Below are 25,615 nucleotides of genomic sequence, written 5' to 3' on the forward strand. Positions count from 1 at the left end.
CTTAGTCATGCGTCGTCACCCGTTCCGGAACCGGCTTGGTCTTTTCCCAGCCGAAGTGTGTATAGGCCCAAAGGAATGCGAAGAACCCGAAGTAGATCGCCGTCATCACGCGGCCGAACAGGTTCTCCCAGAACGTCACGTCGACGTCGCCGAACCAGACCGGGATCACCTCGGCGGTGATGCCCGCGCCCACCGCGCCGAGCATGAAGAACGACAGCACGAACAGGCCCAGCGCCACCTTGAAACCGGTGCCGCGGTAGCGGATCGACTTGACCTTGCCGCGGTCGAACCAGGGCAGCAGGAACAGCACCGCGATCGAACCGAACATCGCGATCACGCCCCATACGGCCGAGCCGAGGAAGGACGGGATCATGCGCACGATCGCGTAGAACGGGGTGAAGTACCACACCGGCTTGATGTGCGACGGCGTCGCCAGGTTGTTCGCCGGAATGAAGTTGTCGTGTTCCAGGAACCAGCCGCCGAAGGTCGGCGCGAAGAAGATGATGAACGCGGCGATCAGCAGGAAGAAGCCCACGCCGACCAGGTCCTTCACCGTGTAGTACGGATGAAAGGGGATGCCGTCGGTCGGCTTCAGCGCATCCCAGCGGTTGCCCTTGGGCCCCTTCTTGATCTCCACACCGTCCGGGTTGTTCGAGCCCACCTCGTGCAGCGCGGCGATATGCAGCACCACCAGCAGCAGCAGCACGATCGGCAGCGCGATCACGTGCAGCGCGAAGAAGCGGTTCAGCGTGGCGTCGGCCGGCAGGAAGTCGCCCATGATCCACTCGACTAGGTCGCCGCCGATGTAGGGAATCGTGCCGAACAGCGAGATGATCACCTTGGCGCCCCAGAACGACATGTTGCCCCACGGCAGCACGTAGCCCATGAACGCTTCGGCCATCAGCACCAGGAAGATCAGCATGCCGAGCAGCCACACCAGCTCGCGCGGCTTCTTGTACGAGCCGTACATGATGCCGCGGAACATGTGCAGGAACACCACCACGAAGAACAGCGAGGCGCCGGTGGAGTGCATGTAGCGGATCAGCCAGCCCCACTCCACGTCACGCATGATGTACTCGACCGAGGCGAAGGCTCCCGCCGCGCTCGGGTTGTAGTTCATGGTGAGGAAGATGCCGGTGACGATCTGGTTGACCAGCACCAGCAGCGCCAGCGAACCGAAGTAGTACCAGAGGTTGAAGTTCTTCGGCGCGTAGTACTCGGTCATGTGCGCGCGGTACATCGGCATCATGCCCGGTGCGCGCTCGTTGACCCACTCGCCGATGCTCGTGAATACGTTGGCCATTAGCCAGCCTCCTTCGGATCCACGCCAATCTGGATGGTGCTGTCGTCGATGAAATGGTACGGCGGCACCGGCAGGTTCTTCGGTGCCGGCACGCCGGCATAGACGCGGCCGGCCAGGTCGTAGCGCGACTTGTGGCAGGGGCAGTAGAAGCCGCCCTTCCATTCCGGGTCGAACGGCTCGGGCTTGATCTCGGGCACGAAGTCGGGCACGCAGCCCAGGTGCGTGCAGATGCCGATCACCACCAGCCATTCCGGCTTGATCGAGCGTCCCTCGTTCTGCGCGTACTTCGGCTGCTGGTCGGCGGAGGCGCCGTCGGACTTGGGGTCCACCAGGCGCGAGTCGACCTGCGGCAACGTGGCCAGCTGTGCCTTGGTGCGGTTGAGCACGAACACCGGCAGGCTGCGCCACGACACGGTCAGCATCTGCCCCGCCTCGATCTTGGCCAGCGACTGGGTGACCGGAGCGCCAGCGGCCTTGGCGCGCGCGCTGGGTTCCCACGACTTGATGAAGGGCACAGCCGCCGACACGATTCCGATACCACCAACCACCGCGGTGGTTGCTGTCAGGAAGCGGCGGCGGCCATGATCGACGACTTCGTTCGCCATCAGGCTCTCCGGTACTTGCAATGTCATGCCAGTGGGGTTTGGGGCCCCGCAAAAATCGCGTTAGTGTAGCGTCAGGCCCCGCCCCGTACAATAAACCGCATCGCGGCGAAGTCCAGCCGCCGCAACACTCGCCACGATTGCCGGGACCTTTCCTTTCGACATGAAACATGCCGCCGGCACGCTCCTCTTCATCGCGCGCTTCGCCGTCCTCGGCCTGGCCATGGCCTTCGTGGTCGGCCTGTTCTGGCCCGGCAGCGGCGAGCGTCTGCGCGAACGCTTCGGCCTGACCGCGCCGCCGGCACAGCACGCCAGCCAGGGCCATGTCGGCAACGGCCCGGTCTCGTACGCCGACGCGGTGGCTGCCGCGGCACCGTCGGTGGTCAACATCTACGCGAACAAGATCGTCACCGAGCAGGCCGTGCGGATGTACGACAACCCGGTGCTGCAGCAATTGTTCGGCGGCCAGCCCACCACCTTCCAGCACCGCGAGCAGACCCTCGGCTCCGGCGTCATCGTCAGCGCCCAGGGCCAGGGCTACGTGCTGACCAACAACCACGTGATCGCGCACGCCGCGGACATCCAGGTGCTGCTGTACGACGGCCGCATCGCCAAGGCGAGCCTGGTCGGCGCGGACGAGGAGTCCGACCTGGCGGTGCTGAAGATCGAGGCCAGCAACCTGCCGGTGATCCACATCGCCGAACAGCCACTGCGCCCCGGCGACGTGGTGCTGGCGATCGGCAACCCGCTCGGCCTCAACCAGACCGTCACGATGGGCATCGTCAGCGCGATCGGCCGCCAGCTCAATGGTTCCAGCGCGGAAGATTTCATCCAGACCGACGCGGCCATCAACCTGGGCAATTCCGGCGGCGCGCTGGTCAACGCCGAAGGCGAGCTGGTCGGCATCAACACCTTGCTGATCGGCAAGGCCGCCGGTGCCGAAGGCATCGGCTTCGCGATTCCGGTCACCACCGCCAAGAAGGTGCTGGATCAGATCATCGCCACCGGCCACGTGGTGCGCGGCTGGCTCGGCGCCGACTACGCGTTCGTGCCGGTGGCCGCCAACGGCGGCCTGCCGGCGGCGGCGCGCGGTGCCCTGGTCACCGTGGTCTATCCCGGCAGCCCGGCCGCACTGGCCGGCATCCGGCCGCGCGACATCCTGCTGAGCATCGGTACCGACGACATCCTCGACCCGGCCGATTTGCGCCGGCACGAGGCTGCGCTCAAGCCCGGCAGCAAGGTGCAGGTCTCGGGCCTGCGCAACGGCAATCCGTTCCACGTCGAAGTCACCCTGGCCCAGCGCCCCGCGATGAGCGCCAGCGCCGAGCTGGACAATTGAATTCGTGAATCCGGCGGCCGGTGCCGGCGGGAATCAACCCGGCCCGCGCGATGCCAGCGGCGGATGGATCGCCGCGCCGTAGCGCCTGCGCAAAGTGTCCACGCGCTCCACATACACCTGGGTCTCGGCATACGGCGGCACGCCCTTGTAGCGCTGCACCGCACCGGGACCGGCGTTGTAGGCCGCGGCGGCCAGCCGCTCGTTGCCGTCGAAGTCGCGCAGCAGCAGGCCCAGGTAACGCGCGCCGCCACGGATGTTCTGATCGGAATTGAATGCATCCAGCACGCCCATGTCGCTGGCCGTGCCCGGCATCAATTGCATCAGCCCTTGCGCACCCTTGAGTGACAGCGCGCGCGGATTGAACGCGCTCTCGGCGTGGATGATCGCGCGCAGGAACGCCTCGTCGACACCGTACTCGATGCTGGCCGCGCGAATCGTGTCCGCGTATGCGGTGAGGTTGAGCGACACGCTGCCCCAGCGGATCGTCGAATGCAGGTTGCACGCGGCGCAGGTGGCGATATAGGTGAACAGCATGGTCACCGCATGGCCCTTGCCGCCGGCCGGGCGCAGGTTGGTGTACTCCACGCTGCCGTCCGCACGCACGATGCGGTACACCGCGCCGCGCAGGATCTTGTCCGCCGAGTCATCCGCCGCCGGCGCCGCCGTTGCCGCGGCTGTGTGCGATTCGCGATAGCTCCATTGTCCGGGCACACCGGCAGCAGCCGCTGGAAGTTTCCTGCGGGTCTCGGCCGAGCCCTGCACCGCTGCCAGCGACGTTTGTTCCGCCTGGACCTCGCCGATGCGCCGTGCGCTGGTTTCGACCGTCCCGCGCACGCCGGTCAGCGAGGTCGATTCGGCGCCGTTCGCCAGGAGGTTGCGCGCCGTGGTCGCGACCGAACCGGTTACCCCGGTCAACGACGCCCGTGGCGGCGGCGCCCGACGTCGTGACGTGGGCGCGGCATAGCTGCTGATCGCCTTGCAGCCGCGATACCCGACTTTGCTGCTGCTGAATACCGTCTCGCCGCTGGCGCCGGTGCATTGATACAGGACGCCGGCGCGGGCGGCCGGCCACCACAGCAGCACGCAGCCGAACGCGACCCCGCAAAGGATCGAACGTAATGGGAAGCCCCCGGCAGGCCGATCGGCGCTTCCCCCATGGCTTGCGACGCCGAACATGGGGCGCAGTGTGCCGCCATGCGCTGCCAACGCCAAGTGCGCGCGGGCGATTCCGTGGACTGCTGCTCCGAACCATGCGTACTTGGAGGGGCAGGCACTGCCGAAAGGCCGCTCACGGCCGGTGCAAGTGCTTGATCCGCCATGTCGAATTACTGGCAGGCGCGCCTTCACGCGGGTAAACTGCGCGGTTCGGCGGACCCTGCGTCCTGCCTCACGAAACCACGGTGTCCACGCCATGAGCGGCAAGCTTTTCATCAAGACCCACGGCTGCCAGATGAACGAGTACGACTCGGCCAAGATGGCCGACGTGCTGAAGGCCTCGCACGGCCTGGAGCTGACCCAGGACGAGTCCGAGGCGGACGTGATCCTGATCAACACCTGCTCGATCCGCGAGAAGGCGCAGGAAAAGGTCTTCAGCCAGCTCGGCCGCTGGAAGCAGCACAAGAAGGACGGCAAGCCGGTACTCATTGGCGTGGGTGGCTGCGTGGCGTCGCAGGAAGGCGCGGCGATCGTCAAGCGCGCGCCCTACGTGGACCTGGTGTTCGGCCCGCAGACCCTGCATCGGCTGCCGCAATTGATCGAGGCACAGCGGGCCAGCGGCCTGCCGCAGGTCGACATCAGCTTCCCCGAGATCGAGAAGTTCGACTGCCTGCCCGAGCCGCGCGCGGAAGGCCCGACCGCCTTCGTCTCGATCATGGAAGGCTGCTCGAAATACTGCAGCTACTGCGTGGTGCCGTACACCCGCGGCGAGGAGATCAGCCGTCCCTTCGACGACGTGCTGGTGGAAGTGGCCAAGCTCGCCGCGCAGGGCGTGCGCGAGGTGAACCTGCTCGGCCAGAACGTCAACGCCTACCGCGGCCCGACCTTTGATGGCGGCATCGCCGACCTCGCCGTGCTGATCCACGCGATCGCGCAGATCGACGGCATCGGCCGCATCCGCTTCACCACCTCGCATCCGCTGGAGTTCTCCGACTCGCTGATCGAGGCCTACGCCAACGTGCCGCAGCTGGCGAACTACCTGCACCTGCCGGTGCAGGCCGGCTCCGATCGCATCCTCGGCGCGATGAAGCGCGGCTACACAGCGCTGGAATTCAAGCAGAAGATCCGCAAGCTGCGCGCGGTGCGGCCGGACATCTGCGTGTCGTCCGACTTCATCGTGGGCTTCCCCGGCGAGACCGACGAGGATTTCGAGAAGACCATGAAGCTGATCGACGACGTCGGCTTCGACCAGAGCTTCTCCTTCATCTTCTCCGCCCGCCCCGGCACGCCGGCGGCAAAGCTCGCCGACGACACCCCGATGGCGGTGAAGCACGAACGGCTGGCGCGCCTGCAGGCCGCGATCAACGCGAACGCGAAGAAGATCAACGAGGCGATGGTCGGCTCCGTGCAGCGCGTGCTGGTGGAAAAGCCCAGCACGCGCAATCCGGACGAACTCAGCGGCCGTACCGAGAACATGCGCTACGTGAACTTCGCCGGCCACCCGCGCCTGATCGGCCAGTTCGTCGACGTGGTGATCACCGACGCGATGAGCAACTCGCTGCGCGGGCGCATGAAGCTGGCCGACGAAACGGCGGCGCTCGCTTCGTGACGACCGGGCTGGTGCTGCGGGAAATCGGCGCGGACGAGTTCGTGCGGGTGTGGCCGTTTTTTCTGCCGATCGTCGCGGCCGGCGACACCTATGTCTACCCGCTCGACCTGAGCCTCGAGCAAGCCCGTGTCATGTGGACCACGCCGCCGGCACGCTGCTTCGTGGCCGAGCGCGACGGCCAGGTGCTGGGCTGCTACCGACTGGCACCGAACTTCCCCGGGCTGGGCGACCACGTGGCCAACGGCAGCTACATGGTGGCGCCCGAGGCGCGCGGCCAGGGCATCGCCTCGGCACTGTGCGAACACTCGCTGGAACAAGCGCGACGCGCCGGCTTCACCGCGATGCAGTTCAACTGCGTGGTGGCCAGCAACACCACCGCGGTGCGGCTGTGGCAGCGCCACGGCTTCCGCATCGTCGGCCAGGTGCCCGCTGCGTTCCGCCACGCGCACCTCGGCCCCACCGACATCTACGTGATGCACCGCATGCTGTGAGCGGGTGGCCGCGCACAGCGCGACGGATCAATCCAGCCGCTTGCGAAAGCGCAGTATCGCCAGCGCCATCATCACCAGCGTGAACACCACCAGCGCGAGCACGTCGATCCACATCTCCCACAGGCCCGCGCCGCGCAGCATCACGCCGCGGATCAGGCGCAGGAAATGGGTCAGCGGCAACACCTCGGCGATCCACTGCACCAGCTTCGGCATGCCGGCGAACGGGAACATGAAACCGGACAGCAGGATCGACGGCAGGAACACGAAGATCATCATCTGCATCGCCTGGAACTGCGACTGCGCGCGTGTCGAGATCAGCAGACCCAGGGTGAGATTGGCGAGGATCAGCAGCCCCGACGCCAGGTACACGTCGAGCACGCTGCCGCGGATCGGCACGTCGAACAGCCACATGCCCAACGCGAGCACCACGCTGGTTTGCACCAGGCCGATCGCGACATACGGCAGCACCTTGCCGACCATCAGTTCGGAACTGGTCAGCGGCGTGGCGATCAGCAATTCCATGTTGCCGCGCTCGCGTTCGCGCACGATCGCGATGGCGGTGAACAGCACCATCGTCATGGTCAGGATCACGCCGATCAGGCCGGGCACGATGTTGACCGCCGAGCGTCGCTGCGGGTTGTAGAAACTGACCACGCTGATCCGCCCGCTTGCCGGCGTGCTGGTCAGCGGTGCGCGCATGTCCGGCTGGGCACTGTCGATCGGCGCCTGCGCAAGCTGCGCGGCGGCGCCCTGCACTGCCGTGTCGCTGCCGTCGACCAGCACCTGCGCCAGCTCGCGGCCGTCGATGCGGCGACGTTCGAAATCCGGCGGCACCACGATGCCGATGCTGATCCGGCCCTGGCGGATCATCGCCATCAGTTCCTGCGGCGTGTCCGCCCTCGCCACCGGCGCGACCACGCCGGTGGCCAGCATGTCCATCACCAGCGCGCGCGAACCGGCGGTGTTGGCCTGGTCGACGATGCCGGTATCGAGCCCGCGCAGGTTGGTGTTGATCGCATAGCCGAACAGCACCAGCTGGATCACCGGAATGCCCACGATCATCGCCAGCGTGACGTGATCGCGGCGCATCTGGCGCAACTCCTTGATCACGATCGCCCACAGCCGGCGCCAGTTCATGCGGCACGCTCCTCGTCGCCGTCGCCCTTGCGCGTGGCGGCGACGAATACGTCTTCGAGATTCGGCGCCGCCGCCGCCAGTCCGGCCTTCTGCCCGGCCGTAGCCAACGCCTTGTCCATGTCCGGCGTCGCGCCGTCGGCACCAGTCAGCACGCGCAAGGTATTGCCGACCTGGGCCACGCCGAGCACGCCCGGCACATCGACCAGCACGCGCTGGGCCGCGCGCGGGTTGTCCGTCTCGACGATGAAGGTGCGCCCCTCCAGTTGCGCGGTCAGCTCATGCGGCGTGCCGTCGGCAACCAGCGCGCCTCGGTCGAGGATCGCCAGCCGATGGCAGCGCTCGGCCTCGTCCATCAGGTGGGTGGACACCAGCAGGGTGGTGCCGATGTCGGCCAGTTCGAACAACTTCTCCCAGAAATCGCGGCGCGATTCCGGGTCGACCGCGCTGGTCGGCTCGTCCAGGAACAGCAGCTCCGGCTCGTGGATCACCGCGCAGGCCAGCGCGAGGCGCTGCTTCTGGCCGCCGCTCATGGTGCCGGCCAGTTGCTTCTGCCGGTCGCCGAAGTGGTACTGCCCGATCAGTTCGTCGATGCGGGCTTTCGTCTTCGCCTTCGGCACGCCCTGGATCGCGGCCAGGAACTCCAGGTTCTCGCGCACGCTGAGGTCCTCGAACAGCGAGAATTTCTGCGTCATGTAGCCGATGTGCGGGCGCAGCGCGTCGGCCTGCGCCGGGATGCGCAGGCCGAGCACCTCGATCTCGCCCTCGCTCGGCGTCAACAGGCCGCACAGCATGCGGATCGTGGTCGACTTGCCCGAGCCGTTCGGACCGAGGAAGCCGTAGACGCGTCTGGCCGGTACTTCGAGGTCGACATGATCGACCGCCACCAGCTTGCCGAAGCGCCGGGTCAGGCCGCGCGCGCGGATGGCCACGCCGTCGGCATCGGTGGTCATTTCGCGGCCCCGCGAAATTCGACGCGCACCGGCAGGCCGGCGGGAAGCTCGGCCGCATCCGCGCCCAGCGCGACCTCGGCGAGATAGCTCAGCCGCGCCGCGTCGTCGCCGATCAGCGCGTAGTACGGGGTGAAGTCGGGCTCGCTGCGGATCATCCGCACCTTGCCGGCATACGGCTGGTCGCGGCCGGCCACGAATACCCGGATCGCATCGCCCACATGCACCCCGGCGCGCTGCGGCTCGGGCACGTAGATGCGCGCATACGGCGCATCGCCGGCCAGCAGGATCGCCACCGGCGCGCCGACCGGGGCCTGGTCGCCCAGCTTGTACGGAAGGCTGTCGACCCGCCCGCCACGCGGCGCCACGATGTCCAGCTTGCCCAGCAGCACCTGCTGCGCGCTGGCCTGCGCCTCCGCCGCCGCGACGGCGGCCCGTGCCTGGGCGATCTGCTCGGGACGGGTGCCGTGCAACAGCTCGTCGAGCGCGGCCTGCGCCGCCGCCACCTGGCCCTCGGCGTTGCCCGCCGCGGCGCGGGCACGGTCGAGATCGGCCGCCGCCACATAACCCTTGCCCTTCAGCGGCGCCAGGCGGTCGTAATAGGCACGCGCCTCGCGCGCCTGCGCCTGCGCGGCCGCCAGGTTCGCCCGCGCCCTGTCGATGTCCTCCACGCGCGGGCCGGTCTCGAGCTCGGCCAGCACTTCATGCTGCTGCCGCACCTGCGCCTGGGCCGCGGCGAGTTCGGATCGGGTATGCGCGGGATCGAGCTGCAGCAGCGCCTGTCCGGCCGAGACCTGTTCGCCCTCGCGCACCTCGATCGCCACGATGCGCTCGGCGGCCGGTGCCGGCAGGGTGATGCGGTCGTATTCGAGCGTGCCCAGCGCCTGCGGCGGTTGCTTGCTGCAGGCGGCAAGGCCGGCGACCGCGAGCAGGATGGCCAGTGGCAGGCGACGAAGCGTGCGTGCGACGTTCATGCGGTTTCTCCGGATCCGGCTGCACCCGCGCCACGATCGAGCAGCGCAAGCGTGTGTCTGAGCATGGCCTCGGGTCCCAGCCCCTCGGCACCGAACGCGCGCCGCCAGATCGGCGCACCGGCGGCGGGGAACAGGGTCAGCCCGACCAGCGAGACGACCAGCAGGCGCGGATCGAGATCGGCATTCAGCCGTCCATCCGCCTGCGCCGCCGCGAAGCGCCGGGCCAGCAGCTGCGGCACGCCCGGAACGGCCTGGGCGAACAGCACTTCGCGCAACGCGCCGCCATCGCACAGCACCTCGCGCACCCATAGCGGCGGCAGCCATGGGTGGCGCGCCACCACTTCGCCGATGCCGCGCACGAAAGTTTCGATCAATACCCGCGGATCGTCGCCGACCTGTTCCAGTTGCACGCGCAGCGGTGCCAGGGCCGGCAACAGGCGCTCCTCGACCAGCGCCTGGACCAGCCGCGGCTTGTCGCCGAAGTAGTAATGCAGCATCGCGGGCGTGACCTCGGCCTCGCTGGCGATCGCGCGCAACGGGGTCGCGCCGATCCCCACCCGGGCGAACTGCGCGATCGCGGCATCCAGCAGGCGCGCGCGCAGGTCCAGGTCGTCGCCGCTGGGGCGTCCGGCGCGGCGCCCGGCTTTCGCACGCTTGGTCGAGGTAGCCATGCGCATAAATTAATTCAACATTTAATTGTACGCAACCGATGAAATCGTGCTCCTCACGGCCGACTGTCGTCATGGCTCTTCCGGCAGCGGCGCGCTACTCTCGCGCCCCTATGAGCGAACTCAACCAGCGCGATTTCATTCTCGACCCCGAAGACAATGCCCGCCTCGCCAACCTGTGCGGGCCGTTCGACGAGCACCTGCGCCAAGTCGAGCTGCGCCTCGGCGTGGAGATCAACCACCGCGGCAGCATCTTCCAGGTGATCGGCGAGGACGCCCCCGCCAGGGCCACCGAGAAGGTGCTGCGCGCGCTGTACGCCACCACCGAAGACGAGGCGTTGACCGGCGCGAAGATCAACCTGCAGCTGGCCGAATCCGGCATCGACGCGATCACCGAGGCGGCCGCCGAAGGCGCCCAGGAAGTGGTGATCAAGGTCAAGCGCGGCGTGATCAAGGGCCGCGGTCCGAATCAGGCACGCTACCTGCACGCGATCGCCAGCCACGACATCAACTTCGGCGTGGGCCCGGCCGGCACCGGCAAGACCTACCTGGCCGTCGCCAGCGCGGTCGAGGCGCTGGAGGCGAACCGGGTGCAGCGGCTGATCCTGGTGCGCCCGGCGGTCGAGGCCGGCGAGAAGCTGGGCTTCCTGCCCGGCGACCTGTCGCAGAAGGTCGATCCCTACCTGCGCCCGTTGTACGACGCGCTGTACGAGATGCTCGGCTTCGAGAAGGTGGCCAAGCTGATCGAGCGCAACGTGATCGAGATCGCCCCGCTGGCCTACATGCGCGGGCGCACCTTGAACGATTCCTACGTGATCCTCGACGAGGCGCAGAACACCACGGTCGAGCAGATGAAGATGTTCCTCACCCGCATCGGCTTCGGCACGGTGGCGGTGATCACCGGCGACGTCACCCAGGTCGACCTGCCGCGCAACACCCGCTCGGGCCTGCGCCAGGCGATCGAGGTGCTGCGCGGCGTCAGCGGCATCAACTTCACCTTCTTCACCTCGCGCGACGTGGTGCGCCACCCGCTGGTGGCGAAGATCGTGCGCGCCTACGAGGCGTTCGAACAGAAGGACGAGGACGGCGAATGAGCGCACCGCTGACGCTCGCCGTCGGCTACGCCGTGCCGCGCGCCGGCCTGCCCGCGCCGGCCAGCTTCCGGCGCTGGGTCGAAGCGGCGCTGCGCGGGGCGAAACGGCGCAAGAGCGCCGAGCTGGCGATCCGCATCGTCGACGCCGACGAAGGCCGTGCGCTCAACCGCGACTATCGCGGCAAGGACTACGCCACCAACGTGCTGTCGTTCCCCGTCGAACTGCCGCCCGGGGTGGCCCTGCCACTGATCGGCGACCTGGCGATCTGCGCCCCGGTGGTGCTGCGCGAGGCCGCCGAACAGGGCAAACCGCCGCGCGACCACTGGGCTCACCTGACTGTCCACGGCGTACTGCACCTGCTCGGTTACGACCATATCGAAGATGCCGAGGCCGAAGCGATGGAGGCGCTGGAAACCCGCATCCTGGCCAGCCTGGGCATCGCCGACCCGTACCGGTAGGGGTGTTTGTGCCCTGAACCGTCACGATTTTTCCGCTAGAATCGGCCTTCCGCCCGGTCTCGGGCAGAATCCCAACGAGTAATGAGCGACGACCCTGGCAGTACCAGCGGCCCGGCCCACCGAACCTGGTGGGATCGACTGGGCCACATGTTTTCCGGCGAACCGCGCAACCGCGACGAACTGATCGAGGAGCTGCGTTCCGCCCAGAGCAACGGACTGCTGTCCGCGAACACCCTCACCATGGTCGAGGGTGCGATCAAGGTCACCGAACTGAGCGTGGACGACGTGATGGTGCCGCGCGCGCAGATCGTGATGCTGGCGGCCGAGTCGCCGCTGCCCGACATCCTCGCCGCGGTGGTCGAATCCGGCCACTCGCGCTTTCCCGTGCACGGCGAGGACAAGGACGAGGTCCTCGGCATCCTGCTGGCCAAGGACCTGCTGAAATACTTCGGCGCCGCCGAGCACTTCGACATCCGCGCGATCCTGCGCCCGGCCGTGCTGATCCCCGAGTCGATGCGCCTGAACGTGCTGCTGGAGGAATTCCGGCTCAGCCGCAACCACATGGCGCTGGTGGTCAACGAGTACGGCGGTGTCGCCGGCCTGGTCACCATCGAGGACGTGCTGGAACAGATCGTCGGCGAGATCGACGACGAGCACGACGACGGGGAAGAGCCCGAGTTGATGCACGCGCAGCCCGGCGGCGACTGGCTGGTCAGCGCGCTGACCCCGATCGAGGATTTCAACGAACAGACCGGCGCCGATTTTTCCGACGAGGAATACGACACCGTGGGCGGCATGGTCACCTCCGAATTCGGCCACCTGCCCGAGGTCGGCGAGGAGGTCGGCATCGGCGACTACCTGTTCCACGTCACCGAAGCCGACGACCGCCGCGTGCAGCAGTTCCGCGTGGTCAAGCAGTAAGGCCGCATGAACCTGATCAGCCGCAACCTCCTGCTGCTCGCGCTGTCGATGCTGGCCCTGCTCCCGCCTGCCCATGCCAGCGTCGCCAACGCCCCCGGCGCCAACCTCGAAGTCTCGCTGGTCACCTACGGCCCCGGCGAAACCTACTGGGAGCGCTTCGGCCACGACGCGATCGAGCTGCGCGACACGGCCTCGGGCGAGGCGGTCAACTTCAACTACGGCGTGTTCGATTTCAGCGAGAAGAACTTCCTGCTGAACTTCGCCCGCGGCCGCATGCACTACCTGATGGACGCCGCGCCCAGTGGCCTCGACGAGAGTTTCTACGTCGAGGCCGGCCGCTCGATCACCCGCCAGCAATTGGCGATGACTGCCGACCAGGCCACTGCGCTGCGCGACTTCCTGCTGTGGAACCTGCGCCCGGAGAACGCCGGCTACGCCTACGACTACTACGTCGACAACTGCACCACCCGCGTGCGCGACGCGCTGGACAAGGCACTCGGCGGCGTGCTGGAAAGCCGCCTGAAGGCACGCCGCGGCGGCATGACCTACCGCCAGCAGACCGACCGGCTGATGAGCGCGCAGCCCTGGCTGATGCTGGTGCTCGACCTGGGCCTGGGGCCGTACGCCGACCAGCCGCTGGACGCCTGGCAGGAAAGCTTCCTGCCCGAGGTATTGCAGGCGCAACTGCGCGAGGTGCGCGTCGACGACGGCCACGGCGGCCTGCGTCCGCTGCTGCAGGCCGAGCGACTCGTCTCGCCGAACCGGCTGGAGGCACCGCCGGCAACCGCGCCCGACCTGCGCCTGCCGCTGGCCCTGGCCGGGCTGCTGCTGGCCGCGCTGATCGTGCTCGCCCACCGCCGGTGGCCCGCCGGCTACGCCCTGCTCGGCACGCTGTACCTGCTCGCGGCCGGCCTGGTCGGCCTGTTGCTGCTGGTGCTGTGGACGCTGACCACCCACCACTCGGCGTGGGCCAACGCGAACCTGCTGCTGTTCAATCCGCTGGCCTTCCTGCTGCTGCCGGCACTGTGGCGCTCGCGCCGCGGCTACGCCGCCTCGCGCTTCATCGACGGCGTGATCGCCGTGCAATTGCTTGCCTGCATGGTCGCCGTGCTGCTGCACCTGCTGCCCGGCACCGTGCAGCAGAACCAGCCGTGGCTGCTGTTCGCCCTGCCGTGCTGGCTGGCGCTGGCCTGGAGCCTGCGCCGCCATCGCTGATGCCCCACCCCGCGCAATTGCCCCGCCCATCGGCGCGGGGCATGATGCGCGCATGAATCCGATCACGTCGTCGAGCGCACCGCCGACCAGCGACCAGCCCATGGTGGTCAACTGCATCGCCTACCGAAAGGACGGCAGCCGGATCGGCGACGTCACCATCGACGCGATCAGCGACGTGCTGACCGAACCGGACACCTTCGTCTGGGTCGGCCTGTACGAACCGGACGAGGATCTGCTGGAAAAGATCCAGGACGAATTCGGCCTGCACGACCTGGCGATCGAGGACGCGCACGCCGCGCACCAGCGCACCAAGCTGGAAGCCTACGGCGACTCGCTGTTCCTGGTGGTGCAGACCGCGCAGCTGATCGGCGGCGAACTGGCTTTCGGCGAAACGCACATCTTCTTCGGCCCGCGCTACCTGGTCACCGTGCGCCACGGCGCCTCGCAGTCCTACGCGCCGGCGCGGCGCACCTGCGAACACGCGCCGGAACTGCTGGCGAACGGCCCCAGCTACGGGCTGTACGGCGTACTCGATTTCATCGTCGACAATTTGTTGCCGATCGTGCGCGACTTCCGCGAGGAAGTGCACCAGCTCGAACACGACATCTTCGGCGAGACGTTCAAGAGCAGCACCGTGCGCCGCCTGTACGACATGCAGCGCGACCTGATGACGCTGCGCCTGGCGGTGGCGCCGCTGCAGGACATCATCAACCAGCTGATCCGGCTGCACCCGAACCTGATCCCCGAGGTGCTGCACGCGTACTTCCGCGACGTCTACGACCACGCCTTCCGCGTCAACGAGGCGATCGGCGCGATGCGCGAGATGCTCACCGCCGCGATCAACGTGAACCTCTCGCTGGTCAGCCTGCGCCAGAACGAGGTGATGAAGAAGCTCGCCGGCTGGGCCGCCATGCTCGCCGCGCCGACCCTGCTCACCAGCTGGTACGGCATGAACTTCGCCCACATGCCCGAGCTCAGCCGCCCCTGGGCCTACCCCGCGATCATCGTGGTGATGGCCAGCGTCGTCAGCGGCATCTACATCGGGCTCAAGCGCGCACGGTGGCTGTAGCTCGGGCCACAGCCGGTTGTCGCTGCCGCCGGGAACGGTCACCATGTCGGCTGGTTTTCCCCGCACCCGATGACCGATGAACGATTCCGCCAGCCGCATCCCCGCCGACGCCAACGCCCCGGTGGAAACCCTGCATGAAGGCCGCTGGCTGAGCCTGCGCAAGCGCGGCCGCTGGGAGTACGCCGAACGCAACAACCCCGGCGGCGCGGTGATCATCCTGGCGGTGACGCCTGCGGACAAGGTCTTGTTCGTCGAGCAGTACCGCGTGTCGATCCTGCAGAACACCATCGAGATGCCGGCCGGCCTGGTCGGCGACCTGGCCGGACAAGCCGACGAAAGCGCGCTGCTGGCCGCCCGGCGCGAACTGGAGGAGGAAACCGGCTGGCGCTGCCAACGGGTGGAATTCGTCCATCGCGGCCCGTCGTCCTCGGGCATGAGCACTGAGATGATCACCTTCGTGCGCGCCTGGGAGCTGGAAAAAGTCGGTCCCGGCGGCGGCGACGAAACCGAGAACATCGTGGTGCACGAAGTCCCGCGCCGCGAGGCGGGCGCCTGGTTGTTCGCGCGAGCCGCCGAAGGCTATTCGATCGACCCGAAATTGTTCGCCGGGTTGTGGTTCATCGAGCACCCTGGCCGGTAAACCACCACGGCAACGAGAAGCCCCGGCCAGGCAACGCCCCCGGTCGGCGCCACGCGACACACGGTGCGGTGCGGTGTCGTGCATCGCCCGGCACGAACGTGACTTCATGGCGAGCCTAAAGATTCCGGCGTGCCGGCCGATTCCGAGGATGTGGACCTTTGTCGCCCCCGGCCGGTCCCCTACCTGGCTTCCCTGGACCTACGGATTCGTGCCCATGAAAACGCTGCTTCTCTCCGCCTCGCTGATCTTCCTCCCGCTGGCCGCCCACGCCGCCTGCGCGCCCACCGACTTCGCCATCAAGGATGTCAAGCTGTCCGCCAACGGCACGGGAGGGTCGACCCGACTCGTCCTCAGCGGCGAACTGGTGAACAACTGCGCCGAACCCGCTGCCGCGCAGATCAACATCGACGTCAAGGACTCCGGCGGCAAGGTGATCCAGAGCAAGCAGGGATGGCCGGCCGGCACCACCAACATCGCCCCTGGCGCGGCTGCGAGGTTCGACTTCGGCAAGCGCTTCCGCTACCAGTCGGACATGGCCGCCTATACGGTCTCCGTGATTTCCGTGCGCGCCTGGTAGACCCGGCAACCGCACCTGCTGCAACAAGCAAAAAGGCCCCGCACGGGGCCTTTTTGCTGTCCGGCTCACGGGCCCCGGCGGACTGACCGCCGCCCGGCGGCGTTTCAGTGCAGCACGAACAGCTTGTCGAAACCGGCCACGCGCAGCGTGCTGCGCAATTCGTTGCCGGCATTGACGATGCGGATCTCGGCGCGATCGGCGCCGGCATGCTCGCGCAGCAGCAGCAGCATGCCCAGTGCCGAGCTGTCCATGCTGGTCACCTCGCCCAGGTCGATGACATAGCTGCGGGCCGCCTTGCCGCTGTCCAGGCAGGCCTCGTGGAAATCGCGGTGGATGCTGAAGTCGAAGCGCTGGCCCAGTTGCAGGGTCAGGCAATCGTGTTCGCTGTCGTGATGGACGATCATGCTGTGCTCCTCAGAACAATTCGATCTCGCCGGCGTCCATCGAGCTCTGCAAGGCAGGCCCGCGCGAGCGCAGGCGTGCCTTTTCGCGCTGGATGGCCAGCCGGCTGCGCACCCGTTGGGCGTGTCCTGCCAGCGCGTCGGCGTCGATCGGGCCACAGGCCAGTTCCTCGATGTCGCGCGTGCACTCGCCCACGACCTCCTGCAACTCGACCAGCCGGGTGCGGGTCTGCCGCAGCAGCTGGCTGAGGATGTCCTCGAACTGCAGCGAGCGGATGGTGGTGGAAACGTCGCTGCCGAGGCCGCGATTGATCTCGACCACCTGGTCGGCGACCGCGCTGGTGCGCGCATCGCTCTCGGTGACGTGGGCCATCATCGCGTCGATGCCGCCCTTGGCCGACAGCGCCACGTTGAGGTCCTGCGAGGCCATGGCGCCGACCAGGCCGCGCAACTGCTCCATCGCCGCGCGGGCGCGCTCGACGTGGCTGCCGATCTGTTCGTTGAACTGGTTGGAGTTGCTGGCCAGGCTGCGGATCTCGCCGGCCACCACGGCGAAGCCGCGGCCGGACTCGCCCGCGCGGGCCGCCTCGATCGCGGCGTTGAGCGCCAGCAGGTTGGTTTCCTCGGCGATCGTGCTGACGTTCTTCAGCAGGCCGAACACCGCATCCATTTCCTTCGCCATGCCGTCGATGCGGTAGACGATGCGCAGGCTTTCGCGCGACATCTGCACGACCATGCCCACGAAATGCTGCAACAGGTCGCTGGTGCGGGCGGCAAAGTCCTGCACCGACACGCCGCCGTTCTGCACGTCGATGATCTGCTTCAGCAGCGACTGCTGCAGTCCCGTCTTGTGCGACAAACCGTCGAACCCGCCGCCCAGCTCGGACACCGCATCGCGCAACAGGTCGAGCCCCTGGTGCAGCTCGCGGGTGGCATGGCCCAGCTCGTCCACCAGCGCGCCGCGGACGTCTTCCAGCGCCTCGCGCACGGGCGCGCTGTTGCCTGCTGCGGCGGCCGGTGGCGGCGCCTCCCGCGGGCGCCGGCTTTCGACGATCCACACCGCGGTGAGCGCGGCGATCAGCAAAGGCGCCAGCCACGCCGGATGCCAGAGCAGCGCCAGCACCAGGGCCAGCATGCTGGCAAGCCAGCCGTAGGGCGGACGTTTGGCGAAATGCCGGACCAATTGAGACAGGACAACCATGAGCCGATATCCGTGGGTCAGGTGCGCGAAGCGCCGTCGCGAGGTTGGCGCGCCAGCGTGAGCAGGCGCGCCGCTATGTGATCCAGCGGCAGCATCTCGGCTGCCGCATCGAGTTTCCAGGCGGCACCGGGCATGCCCCATACCACCGAGCTGGCCTCGTCCTGCACCAGGGTCGCGGCACCGGCCTGGCGCAGTTCGAGCAGGCCGCGCGCGCCGTCGTCGCCCATGCCGGTCAGCAGGACGGCGATGGTGCCGGCTCCCGCACTGGCCGCCATGGAACGGAACAGCACGTCCACGCTGGGCTTGTGCCGATTCACCGGCGGGCCATCGTGCAGCCGGCACACATACTTGGCGCCGTCCCACATCACCAGCAGGTGCTGGCCGCCCGGGGCGATGTAGGCGTGGCCGGTCTGGATCGGCTGGCCATCCTGGGCTTCGCATACCCGCATCGCCGAACAGCGGTCCATCCGCTCCGCGAACGGGCCGCTGAACGCGGCGGGGATATGCTGGGTGACCAGGATCGGCGGCGCGTCGGGCGGCATCGCTTCCAGCACCACGCGGACCGCTTCGGTGCCGCCGGTCGAGGCGCCGATCACGATGACCGGACTGCCGCCGCGCGTGCCCGCCGTCTGCACGCGAGGCAGCACCGCGTCGGCCGAAAGGCGCGGCGCCACTTCCAGTTTGCGCACCACCGTGCGGGCGCGCGGCCGGGCCTTCGCGGCAAGCTTCACCTTGGCGCAGATCTCCTGCGCCTTCTCGCCGAAACTGCTGGCCAGGTCGCTGCTGGGCTTGGCCAGGAAATCCACCGCGCCCAGCTCAAGTGCGCGCAGCGTCACCTCGGCACCCTGCACGGTCAGCGACGACACCATCACCACCGGCATCGGCCGCAGGCGCATCAGGTTTTCCAGGAACGTCAGCCCGTCCATGCGCGGCATCTCGACATCCAGCGTCAGCACGTCCGGATCGAGCTGCTTGATCTTCTCGCGCGCGATCAGCGGGTCGGCGGCGGTGCCGACCACCTCGATCCCGGGATCGCAGGCAAGCATCGTCGTCATCAGCTTGCGCACCAACGCCGAATCGTCGACCACCAGGACACGCACTTTTTCCATCGCCATCCATCTCACCTGCCAGAAAACTCAAGCCGCGTCGCATCGACGGCGGCCTCGCCGGCCTTCCGCGGAGCCGAAGCCGCCGCTAGAAAAGCTCGACCTCACCCTTTATCGGGTCATTTGCCAAACGCTTGAGGTAAATGCGCTCGTCGGCCACCAGCGCCACGTCGTCGTGACGGCGCAGCATGCGCACGCGCGCACGGCCGCTGTGGGGGAAGAACTGCAGTTGCCGGGGGTACACGTCGCCGAGGTCCGATGCGCACAGGTTCAGCTTTTCGGCGGCGATATAGCGCTGCACGAAATCGATATTGCGCCGCCCGATGTCGGTCAGCTGCGCCAGCACGCGGCCGCCGCCGAATATCTTGACCTGCAGGTCGGCGCGCTGGCCGCCGGCGACGAGGATCGCGTTGATCAGCTGCTCCATCGCGTCGCTGCCGTAGCGCGCCGCACGGCCGACGGTGGATGTCCAGCTGTCACGCTCGCCGCGCGGTTCGGGCAGCATGAAGTGGTTCATGCCGCCGATGCCGCGGCGCGCATCGTGGATGCAGGCCGATATGCAGGAGCCGAGCACGGTGGTGACCAGCTCGTCCCGGGTGCTGACATAGAACTCGCCCGGCAACACCTTCACCGTCATGCGCGATTGCGCCGGGTCCCAATACCGGTGCAGGTGCTCGAAACCCGGCAGCACCGCAGCCTCACCCTGCCTCCTGTCGGCCACCGCGACCATCAACCGGGTTTCCGGTAGACAGTGCGCCCGATCAGTTCGAATTCGTCGTTGACGCCGAGCAGCGATTCGGAATGGCCGAGAAACAGATAGCCGCCCGCCGGCAGCAGCTCCGCGTAGCGATGGAACAGGCGCCGCTTGGTCGGCTGGTCGAAGTAGATCACCACGTTGCGGCAGAAGATCGCATCGAACGGTCCGCGCATCGGCCACGGGTGCAGCAGGTTCAGCGGCTCGATGGTGACCAGCTCGCGCAGGCGCGGATGGACGCAGGCCAGCCCTTCGTACGCGCCCTCGCCGCGCAGCATCCAGCGCCGGCAGCGCTCAGCGCTGATGCCGGCCAGGCGTTCCAGCGGATACACGCCCTTGCGCGCGGTCTCCAGTGCCTGCGGCGACAGGTCGGTGGCCAGGATCTTCGCATCCAGCCGGCTGCCGCTCTGCTCGATCGCTTCGGCCAGCACCATTGCCAGCGCGTAGGGTTCCTCGCCGGTGGAACAGCCCGCCGACCAGATCCGCAGACGATCGCCTTCGCGGCGCCTCTCGCGCAGCCAGCGCGGCAACAGTTCGCTGGCAAGCAGGTCGTAGTGATGCATCTCGCGGAAGAACGACGTCACATTGGTGCTGATCGCGCTGGCCAGTTCGCCCAGCTCGCCGTGCGGATCGCGTCGCAACAGCTCGCAATAACTGCCGAAGTTCGGCAAACCCAGCGCACGCAAGCGGCGGAACAGGCGGCCCTGCACCAGTTGCCGCTTGTGCTCGCCCAGCGCGATGCCGCAATGCTCGAGAACGAAGGCGCGCAGGTACTGGAAGTCGGCATCGCCCAGCAACGGGCCGCCGTCGCCGGAGGCGATGCCGTGATCGAACGTGCCGGGCACCGCGCTCACTTCAGAATTCCTTCCACATGCCTGCTTCGCTGGTGGCTTCGACGGCCGCACGCAACGGACGGACGGGTGCCGGGGTGCCGCGCACGGTGGCGAACACCGCTTCGGCCTCGGCTGCTGCGCTCTTCGCCCGCGTCGGCGCGGGCGATGCAGCCGGTGCCGCGCCGCTTCCGTTCAACTGGAAGAAGCCGACCTGCTGGGTCAGTTCGCCGGCTTGCTCGTGCATGGCGCGGGCGGCCGCCGCGGCCTCCTCGACCAGCGCGGCGTTTTGCTGGGTCATCTCGTCCATCTGCATCACCGCATTGTTGACCTGGTCGATGCCGGCGGATTGCTCGTGGCTGGCCGCGGCGATCTCGGCCACGATGTCGGTGACCTTCTTCACGCTCTCGACGATTTCCGCCAGCGCCTTGCCGGACTGGTTCACCAGCTCCGAACCACAGCGCACTTTTTCGGCGCTGTCATTGATCAGCGCCTTGATCTCCTTCGCGGCGCCGGCGCTGCGCTGGGCCAGGCTGCGCACCTCGGTGGCCACCACCGCGAAGCCGCGGCCCTGTTCGCCGGCACGCGCCGCCTCCACCGCCGCGTTCAGCGCCAGCAGGTTGGTCTGGAAGGCGATCTCCTGGATCAGCCCCACGATGTCGGTGATCTTGCTGCTGGACGCGTTGATCTCGCTCATCGCGACGATCGCCTTGCCGGCCACCTCGCCGCCACGCTCGGCCTGTTCGCGGGCGCCCCGTGCGAGCTGGTTGGCATGGCTGGCGTTTTCCGCATTCTGCTTGACGGTGGAAGTCATCTGCTCCATCGACGAAGCGGTTTCCTCCAGGCTCGATGCCTGCTCCTGCGTGCGCTGGCTGAGGTCGTCGTTGCCGCGGGCGATCTGCTGCGCCGCCGTGCTGACCGCATCGGAACCGAGGCGCACTTCGCCGACGGTCAGGGTGAGCCGCTCGTCCATCAGCCGGAACGCCTCCAGCAGGCGGCCCAGCTCGTCCTTGCGGCGGGTGACGATGTTGTGCCCCAGCTGGCCCTGCGAGATGGCGTTCGCCACGCGCACGGCCCGGTTGAGCGTGCCCACGATCGAGCGGATCAGGAAGAACGCCATCAGCACGGCCAGCAGCATGCCGGCGCCGAGTGCGGCGAAAGTCATCAGGCGGATGCGCTGGTAGCTGCTCACGGCCGATTCGTACTGCTGCCTGCTTTCGTCGACCTGCATGGCGATGAGCTTGTTCATCTCCGCGCTCATGATCGTCACGTTCGGCAGCACGTCGGAGTAGAGCAGCGCATTGGCGCCTTCGTCGGCCTGGTTCAGCGCATCGGTGATCTCGGTCATCGACGAGGCCACGTCGCCGCGGGCGCTCTCGAACGCGCTCCACTGCTTCTTGACCGCCGGCGACATCCTGCCCGCACCCAGTTTCTTCAGCAGCGCCGCGTCCGTCACCGCGGCCTTGGCCACCTCCGCGAGCTTCTGCTGGACGATCGCCTTGTCGTCCTTGTGGAAAGTCGCCTCGCTCAGCGAGATGAAGCTGTTCAGCGACCCGCGCGCCACCTCGTTGATGCTGGTCAGCGGAATCAGTTCGTCCTGGTAGATCTGGCGGGCGCTTTCATTCGCGCGGGCCATGCCACCCAGTCCGATCCAGGCGCCTACCAGCAACATCACGCACAACAGGCCGAGCACGCCGATCAGGCGCATCTTGACGGTCAGCGTGGTCAGTCGGGCCAGGTAAGCCTTCAAATTCTTCATCTTCATCTCGATTTCCCGGGTCAGGCGGCGACTTCAACGTCCTGGACGGCCGGCAACGCCGCGTCCAGTGTTTCCACGTCCTCTGGACGCATCAGTTTTTCCACGTCCAGCAGCATCACCATGCGTTCGGCGTGGGTGGCAAGCCCTTTCAGATAGCGGGTGTCCACGACCGCGCCCATGTCGGGCACCGGCTTGATCGCCGTCGGGTCGATGTCGACCACGTCGGATACCGCATCCACCACGATGCCGAACAGGCGCTCGGCGATGGCGACGATGATCACCACGGTGTCGTCGCCGTAGCTTTCGCGCTGCAGGCCGAAGCGCAGGCGCAGGTCCATGATCGGCACGATCGCGCCACGCAGGTTCAGCACGCCCAGCACGTAATCCGGCGTCTGCGGAATGCGGGTGACGCGCGACCAGCTGCGGATCTCGCGCACGGCCAGGATGTCCACGCCGTACTCCTCGTCGGCCAGGCCGAAGGTGAGTTGCTGCAACGGCGGTGCCGCGGCCCGTTTGTCTTCGTACATGGGGTCTTCGTACATGGGGCGATAGCCTCGTGACGGACGTCTGCGCGTCCTGCTGCCTTCTGTGTCGGCGCGAACGCCGGTAACTTGAGTGCCCGCACGCGTTCGATCAGGCAGCCTTGCTGCGCTGACCCAGCCGCACCACGCCACCCACGTCGACGATCAGCGCGACCGAGCCGTCGCTGAGGATGGTCGCGCCGGAGATGCCCTGCACGCGCCGGTAATGCGCTTCCAGCGACTTGACGACCGCCTGCTGCTGGCCGAGCAGGTCGTCGACCAGCAGGCCCACGCGCCGGCCGTCCTCCTCGATCACCACCACGATGCCGCGTTCGATGTCGGTGACCGCATCGCCGCAGGCGAAGGCGCGATGCAGCCGCATGATCGGCAGGTATTCGTCGCGGAAGTGGAACACCTCGCCGCCGCCGGCGATCCGGCGCACCGCGTCGGCGCGCAGGCGCAGCGACTCGACGATCGAGGTCAGCGGCACGATGTAGCGTTCGCTGCCCACGGCGGTGACCAGGCCGTCGATGATCGCCAGGGTCAGCGGCAAGGTGATGGTGAACGTGCTGCCCTTGCCGGGCACGCTGCGCACGCCGACGCTGCCGCCCAGATCGCGCACGTTGCGGCGCACGACGTCCATGCCCACGCCGCGGCCGGAAAGGTCGGTGGCCTGCGCAGCGGTGGAAAAGCCCGGCTGGAAGATCAGTTCGGCCACCTCGGCGTCGCCGAGCTCCTGTCCCGCGGCGACCAGGCCGCGTTGCTGCGCCTTGGCCACGATCGCGGCACGGTTGAGTCCGGCGCCGTCGTCGCTGATCTGCACCACGATGTTGCCGCCTTCGTGGTACGCGTTGAGCTTGAGCGTGCCGGTTTCGGATTTGCCGGCGGCCTTGCGTTGCGCCGGCGACTCCAGGCCATGGTCGATCGCATTGCGCACCAGGTGCACCAGCGGGTCGCCGATCTTCTCCAGCACCGTCTTGTCCAGTTCGGTGTGCTCGCCATGCAGCTCCAGCCTGACCCGCTTGTCGAGCTTGCGCTCCAGGTCGTGCACCAGGCGCGGAAAGCGGTTGAACACGGAGGCGATCGGCAGCATGCGGATGCGCATGACGCTTTCCTGCAGCTCGCGCGTGGTGCGTTCGAGCTGCACCAGCCCGTCGCGCAACCGGCCCAGCTGGGACAATTCGAATTTCTCGCCGATGTCGCTGAGCATCGACTGGGTGATCACCAGCTCGCCCATCATGTTGATCAGCGCATCGACCTTGTCGATGCCCACGCGGATCGAGCTGCCTTCGCCGGAAGCGGCGGCCGCCTCGCGCACCGGCCGCGGCGTGGCCGCCGCCGGCACCGCGATTTCCGGCGCCGGAGCATCCGGCACCGCCGCGGCATCGACCAGCGGCGCGACGGTCAGCTCGCAATCGCCGTCGAGCCAGTCGAATACCGCGTCGACGTCGCCGCGCGCGACGGCGCCGTGCAGGCGCAACTCCCAGCCCAGATGGCACTGGCTCGGGTCGAGCTCGGCCAGCTGCGCCGGCGCGCTGTCGGTGATGAACGCGCGCACCACCTCCAGGCGACCCAGTTGCTGCAGCTCGCGGAACAGCCGCAACGGATCGTTGCCGGTCTGCAGCAGGTGCGGCATGGCGGTGAATCCGATAGTCCAGCCGCCTGCCGGTGCCGCCGCAGGCGCGGCCGCGCCGGACGGCACGGCAACCTCGCCGCTGACCAGCTGCACCAGCTCGACGCGCAGCGCCTCGCTCTCGGCGTCGGCCACCGGCTGGCCCTGGCTCGACCGCTCCAGCATCGCGCGCAGGCAGTCGACCGAGCGCAGCAGCAGCTCGATCAGCCCGGAATCCACCGCCCGGCGTTCGCTGCGCACCTCTTCCAGCAGCGATTCGGCGACATGGGTGAACGCGGCCACGTCGGCGAACCCGAATGTCGCGGCGCCGCCCTTGATCGAGTGCGCAGCGCGAAAGATGGTATGCACCAGTTCGTGGTCGGTCGAACCCGAATCCAGCGCCAGCAGCGCGGCCTCCATCGCGTCGAGCCCTTCCCGGCTTTCCTCGAAGAAAGTCTTGTGAAACTGAGTCAGGTCGACCGCACTCATGGCGTTCCTTAACCCAGCACGCGCTTGACGGTGGCCAGCAGTTGTTCCGGATCGAACGGCTTGACCAGCCAGCCGGTGGCGCCGGCCGCCTTGCCTTCCATCTTCTTCTCGGTATGCGACTCGGTGGTCAGCATCAGGATCGGCACGCCCTTGTAGGCATCCATCGCGCGCAGCTCGCGCACCATCGCGATGCCGTCCATCACCGGCATGTTGACATCGGCCAGCACCAGGTCGAACGAGCTGCCGCGCGCGACATCCAGCGCCAGCTGCCCGTTTTCGGCCTCGGCCACCTCGTGCCCGGCGCCGCGCAGGGTGAACGCCACCATGCCGCGCATCGAAACCGAATCGTCTACTGCAAGAATCTTTGCCATGCCACCACCTCGTTCAGGCCAGCCCTGCGGCCGGCAGTTCCAGTATCCGTGCCAGGCCAAGCAGGCCGGCCGCCTCGTTGATAGCCTCGCTCGCGCCACGCCAGCCCAGCGTGCCGCCGCGTGCTTGAAGTTCGCGCTGGAACAACACCAGCAACTGCAGGGCCGCGGTGTCGGCACGCTCCACCTGGCTGCCGTCCAGCACCACGATGGCGCCCTGTTCCAGCGCACCCAGCAGTTTCGCCTTCAGCGCGGCCTGGGCGGCGATGCGGCAGTCCGCCGGAAGCACCACCACGGCCGCGCCGTCCGCCACCGGCTCCCGTTGCCTGTCCTCTTTCTGCTTCGCCGCCCGTTTGCCGGCCATGCCGCCGCTCC

27 protein-coding genes are annotated in these 25,615 nt (G+C 67.8%); 10 read left to right on the top strand and 17 right to left on the bottom strand.

What is annotated here, in order from left to right; translation table 11 throughout:
- Window position 1: 1 nt before the first annotated feature.
- Together KK131_RS14330 and petA are read right to left on the bottom strand one after the other, a co-directional pair.
- A complete protein-coding gene (locus KK131_RS14330) occupies window positions 2–1,303 on the bottom strand; it encodes a cytochrome bc complex cytochrome b subunit (protein ID WP_214557424.1) in 1,302 nt (433 codons plus the stop codon).
- Complete coding sequence (petA, locus tag KK131_RS14335) at window positions 1,303–1,908, bottom strand: ubiquinol-cytochrome c reductase iron-sulfur subunit (RefSeq protein WP_007507459.1); 606 nt, start codon at window positions 1,906–1,908, stop codon at window positions 1,303–1,305. Before petA ends, KK131_RS14330 begins: the two co-directional genes overlap by 1 nt.
- A gap of 160 nt (window positions 1,909–2,068) precedes the next feature.
- On the opposite strand from petA, the gene KK131_RS14340 reads away from it, so the two are divergent.
- The gene (locus KK131_RS14340) at window positions 2,069–3,244 is read left to right on the top strand and encodes a trypsin-like peptidase domain-containing protein (protein ID WP_214557425.1); all 1,176 of its coding nucleotides are present in this window, start codon (window positions 2,069–2,071) and stop codon (window positions 3,242–3,244) included.
- Between the two features lie 33 nt (window positions 3,245–3,277).
- Here the strand turns inward: KK131_RS14340 and KK131_RS14345 are convergent, their stop codons facing one another.
- Window positions 3,278–4,420 carry a lytic transglycosylase domain-containing protein gene (locus KK131_RS14345; RefSeq protein WP_214557833.1) on the bottom strand — a complete coding sequence of 381 codons (1,143 nt, stop codon included), beginning with the start codon at window positions 4,418–4,420 and terminating at the stop codon, window positions 3,278–3,280.
- A gap of 235 nt (window positions 4,421–4,655) precedes the next feature.
- On the opposite strand from KK131_RS14345, the gene miaB reads away from it, so the two are divergent.
- Window positions 4,656–6,008 (top strand): tRNA (N6-isopentenyl adenosine(37)-C2)-methylthiotransferase MiaB, encoded by a 1,353-nt coding sequence (miaB, locus tag KK131_RS14350; RefSeq protein ID WP_214557426.1) that lies wholly within the window; start codon window positions 4,656–4,658, stop codon window positions 6,006–6,008.
- The gene (locus tag KK131_RS14355) at window positions 6,005–6,499 is read left to right on the top strand and encodes a GNAT family N-acetyltransferase (protein WP_214557427.1); all 495 of its coding nucleotides are present in this window, start codon (window positions 6,005–6,007) and stop codon (window positions 6,497–6,499) included. Before miaB ends, KK131_RS14355 begins: the two co-directional genes overlap by 4 nt.
- Before the next feature lie 27 nt (window positions 6,500–6,526).
- Here the strand turns inward: KK131_RS14355 and KK131_RS14360 are convergent, their stop codons facing one another.
- Genes KK131_RS14360 through KK131_RS14375 form a run of 4 tightly spaced genes read right to left on the bottom strand, consistent with a single transcriptional unit; the run spans window position 6,527 to window position 10,228 of the window.
- Window positions 6,527–7,636 (bottom strand): ABC transporter permease, encoded by a 1,110-nt coding sequence (locus KK131_RS14360; protein WP_214557428.1) that lies wholly within the window; start codon window positions 7,634–7,636, stop codon window positions 6,527–6,529.
- Window positions 7,633–8,586: an ABC transporter ATP-binding protein gene (locus tag KK131_RS14365; protein ID WP_250887310.1), complete on the bottom strand. Its 954-nt coding sequence runs from the start codon at window positions 8,584–8,586 to the stop codon at window positions 7,633–7,635. Before KK131_RS14365 ends, KK131_RS14360 begins: the two co-directional genes overlap by 4 nt.
- Window positions 8,583–9,557 (bottom strand): HlyD family efflux transporter periplasmic adaptor subunit, encoded by a 975-nt coding sequence (locus KK131_RS14370; protein WP_214557429.1) that lies wholly within the window; start codon window positions 9,555–9,557, stop codon window positions 8,583–8,585. Before KK131_RS14370 ends, KK131_RS14365 begins: the two co-directional genes overlap by 4 nt.
- Window positions 9,554–10,228: a TetR/AcrR family transcriptional regulator gene (locus tag KK131_RS14375; RefSeq protein ID WP_214557430.1), complete on the bottom strand. Its 675-nt coding sequence runs from the start codon at window positions 10,226–10,228 to the stop codon at window positions 9,554–9,556. The genes KK131_RS14370 and KK131_RS14375 overlap by 4 nt, the downstream gene beginning before the upstream one ends.
- 110 nt (window positions 10,229–10,338) lie before the next feature.
- On the opposite strand from KK131_RS14375, the gene KK131_RS14380 reads away from it, so the two are divergent.
- The 7 genes from KK131_RS14380 (at window position 10,339) to KK131_RS14410 (ending at window position 16,199) form a co-directional block, all read left to right on the top strand.
- Complete coding sequence (locus KK131_RS14380; RefSeq protein ID WP_214557431.1) at window positions 10,339–11,319, top strand: PhoH family protein; 981 nt, start codon at window positions 10,339–10,341, stop codon at window positions 11,317–11,319.
- Entirely contained in the window at window positions 11,316–11,777 is a 462-nt protein-coding gene (gene ybeY / locus KK131_RS14385) for an rRNA maturation RNase YbeY (protein WP_214557432.1), read from the top strand. Before KK131_RS14380 ends, ybeY begins: the two co-directional genes overlap by 4 nt.
- Before the next feature lie 81 nt (window positions 11,778–11,858).
- On the top strand, window positions 11,859–12,698 hold the full coding sequence (locus tag KK131_RS14390) for a transporter associated domain-containing protein (protein WP_214557433.1): 840 nt from the start codon (window positions 11,859–11,861) through the stop codon (window positions 12,696–12,698).
- 6 nt (window positions 12,699–12,704) lie between these two features.
- Complete coding sequence (locus KK131_RS14395) at window positions 12,705–13,913, top strand: DUF4105 domain-containing protein (protein ID WP_214557434.1); 1,209 nt, start codon at window positions 12,705–12,707, stop codon at window positions 13,911–13,913.
- 52 nt (window positions 13,914–13,965) lie between these two features.
- Window positions 13,966–14,982 (top strand): magnesium and cobalt transport protein CorA, encoded by a 1,017-nt coding sequence (locus KK131_RS14400; RefSeq protein ID WP_214557435.1) that lies wholly within the window; start codon window positions 13,966–13,968, stop codon window positions 14,980–14,982.
- Between the two features lie 76 nt (window positions 14,983–15,058).
- Window positions 15,059–15,622, top strand: a complete 564-nt coding sequence (locus KK131_RS14405; protein ID WP_214557436.1) for an NUDIX hydrolase — start codon at window positions 15,059–15,061, stop codon at window positions 15,620–15,622.
- A gap of 214 nt (window positions 15,623–15,836) precedes the next feature.
- Window positions 15,837–16,199, top strand: a complete 363-nt coding sequence (locus tag KK131_RS14410; RefSeq protein WP_214557437.1) for a hypothetical protein — start codon at window positions 15,837–15,839, stop codon at window positions 16,197–16,199.
- 104 nt (window positions 16,200–16,303) lie between these two features.
- On the opposite strand, the gene KK131_RS14415 is transcribed toward KK131_RS14410, so the two are convergent.
- The 10 genes from KK131_RS14415 to KK131_RS14460 form a co-directional block, all read right to left on the bottom strand.
- Window positions 16,304–16,603 (bottom strand): STAS domain-containing protein, encoded by a 300-nt coding sequence (locus tag KK131_RS14415; protein WP_056390516.1) that lies wholly within the window; start codon window positions 16,601–16,603, stop codon window positions 16,304–16,306.
- Between the two features lie 10 nt (window positions 16,604–16,613).
- The gene (locus tag KK131_RS14420; protein ID WP_214557438.1) at window positions 16,614–17,801 is read right to left on the bottom strand and encodes a methyl-accepting chemotaxis protein; all 1,188 of its coding nucleotides are present in this window, start codon (window positions 17,799–17,801) and stop codon (window positions 16,614–16,616) included.
- Between the two features lie 17 nt (window positions 17,802–17,818).
- Entirely contained in the window at window positions 17,819–18,910 is a 1,092-nt protein-coding gene (locus KK131_RS14425; protein WP_214557835.1) for a chemotaxis response regulator protein-glutamate methylesterase, read from the bottom strand.
- Window positions 18,911–18,995: 85 nt separating this feature from the next.
- Entirely contained in the window at window positions 18,996–19,637 is a 642-nt protein-coding gene (cheD, locus tag KK131_RS14430; protein ID WP_214557439.1) for a chemoreceptor glutamine deamidase CheD, read from the bottom strand.
- On the bottom strand, window positions 19,637–20,515 hold the full coding sequence (locus KK131_RS14435) for a protein-glutamate O-methyltransferase (RefSeq protein ID WP_345777259.1): 879 nt from the start codon (window positions 20,513–20,515) through the stop codon (window positions 19,637–19,639). The genes cheD and KK131_RS14435 overlap by 1 nt, the downstream gene beginning before the upstream one ends.
- A 1-nt stretch (window position 20,516) precedes the next feature.
- Window positions 20,517–22,256 (bottom strand): methyl-accepting chemotaxis protein, encoded by a 1,740-nt coding sequence (locus KK131_RS14440; RefSeq protein WP_214557440.1) that lies wholly within the window; start codon window positions 22,254–22,256, stop codon window positions 20,517–20,519.
- A gap of 14 nt (window positions 22,257–22,270) precedes the next feature.
- On the bottom strand, window positions 22,271–22,777 hold the full coding sequence (locus KK131_RS14445) for a chemotaxis protein CheW (protein WP_214557441.1): 507 nt from the start codon (window positions 22,775–22,777) through the stop codon (window positions 22,271–22,273).
- Window positions 22,778–22,883: 106 nt separating this feature from the next.
- Window positions 22,884–24,872 carry a chemotaxis protein CheA gene (locus KK131_RS14450; protein WP_214557442.1) on the bottom strand — a complete coding sequence of 663 codons (1,989 nt, stop codon included), beginning with the start codon at window positions 24,870–24,872 and terminating at the stop codon, window positions 22,884–22,886.
- A gap of 8 nt (window positions 24,873–24,880) precedes the next feature.
- The gene (locus KK131_RS14455) at window positions 24,881–25,243 is read right to left on the bottom strand and encodes a response regulator (RefSeq protein WP_027492089.1); all 363 of its coding nucleotides are present in this window, start codon (window positions 25,241–25,243) and stop codon (window positions 24,881–24,883) included.
- A gap of 13 nt (window positions 25,244–25,256) precedes the next feature.
- Window positions 25,257–25,604, bottom strand: a complete 348-nt coding sequence (locus KK131_RS14460; protein WP_214557443.1) for an STAS domain-containing protein — start codon at window positions 25,602–25,604, stop codon at window positions 25,257–25,259.
- Between the last annotated feature and the right edge of the window lie 11 nt (window positions 25,605–25,615).

Origin of the sequence: Rhodanobacter sp. LX-99, from assembly GCF_018599185.1 — a bacterium.
In the GTDB taxonomy this organism is placed as follows: Bacteria; Pseudomonadota; Gammaproteobacteria; order Xanthomonadales; family Rhodanobacteraceae; genus Rhodanobacter.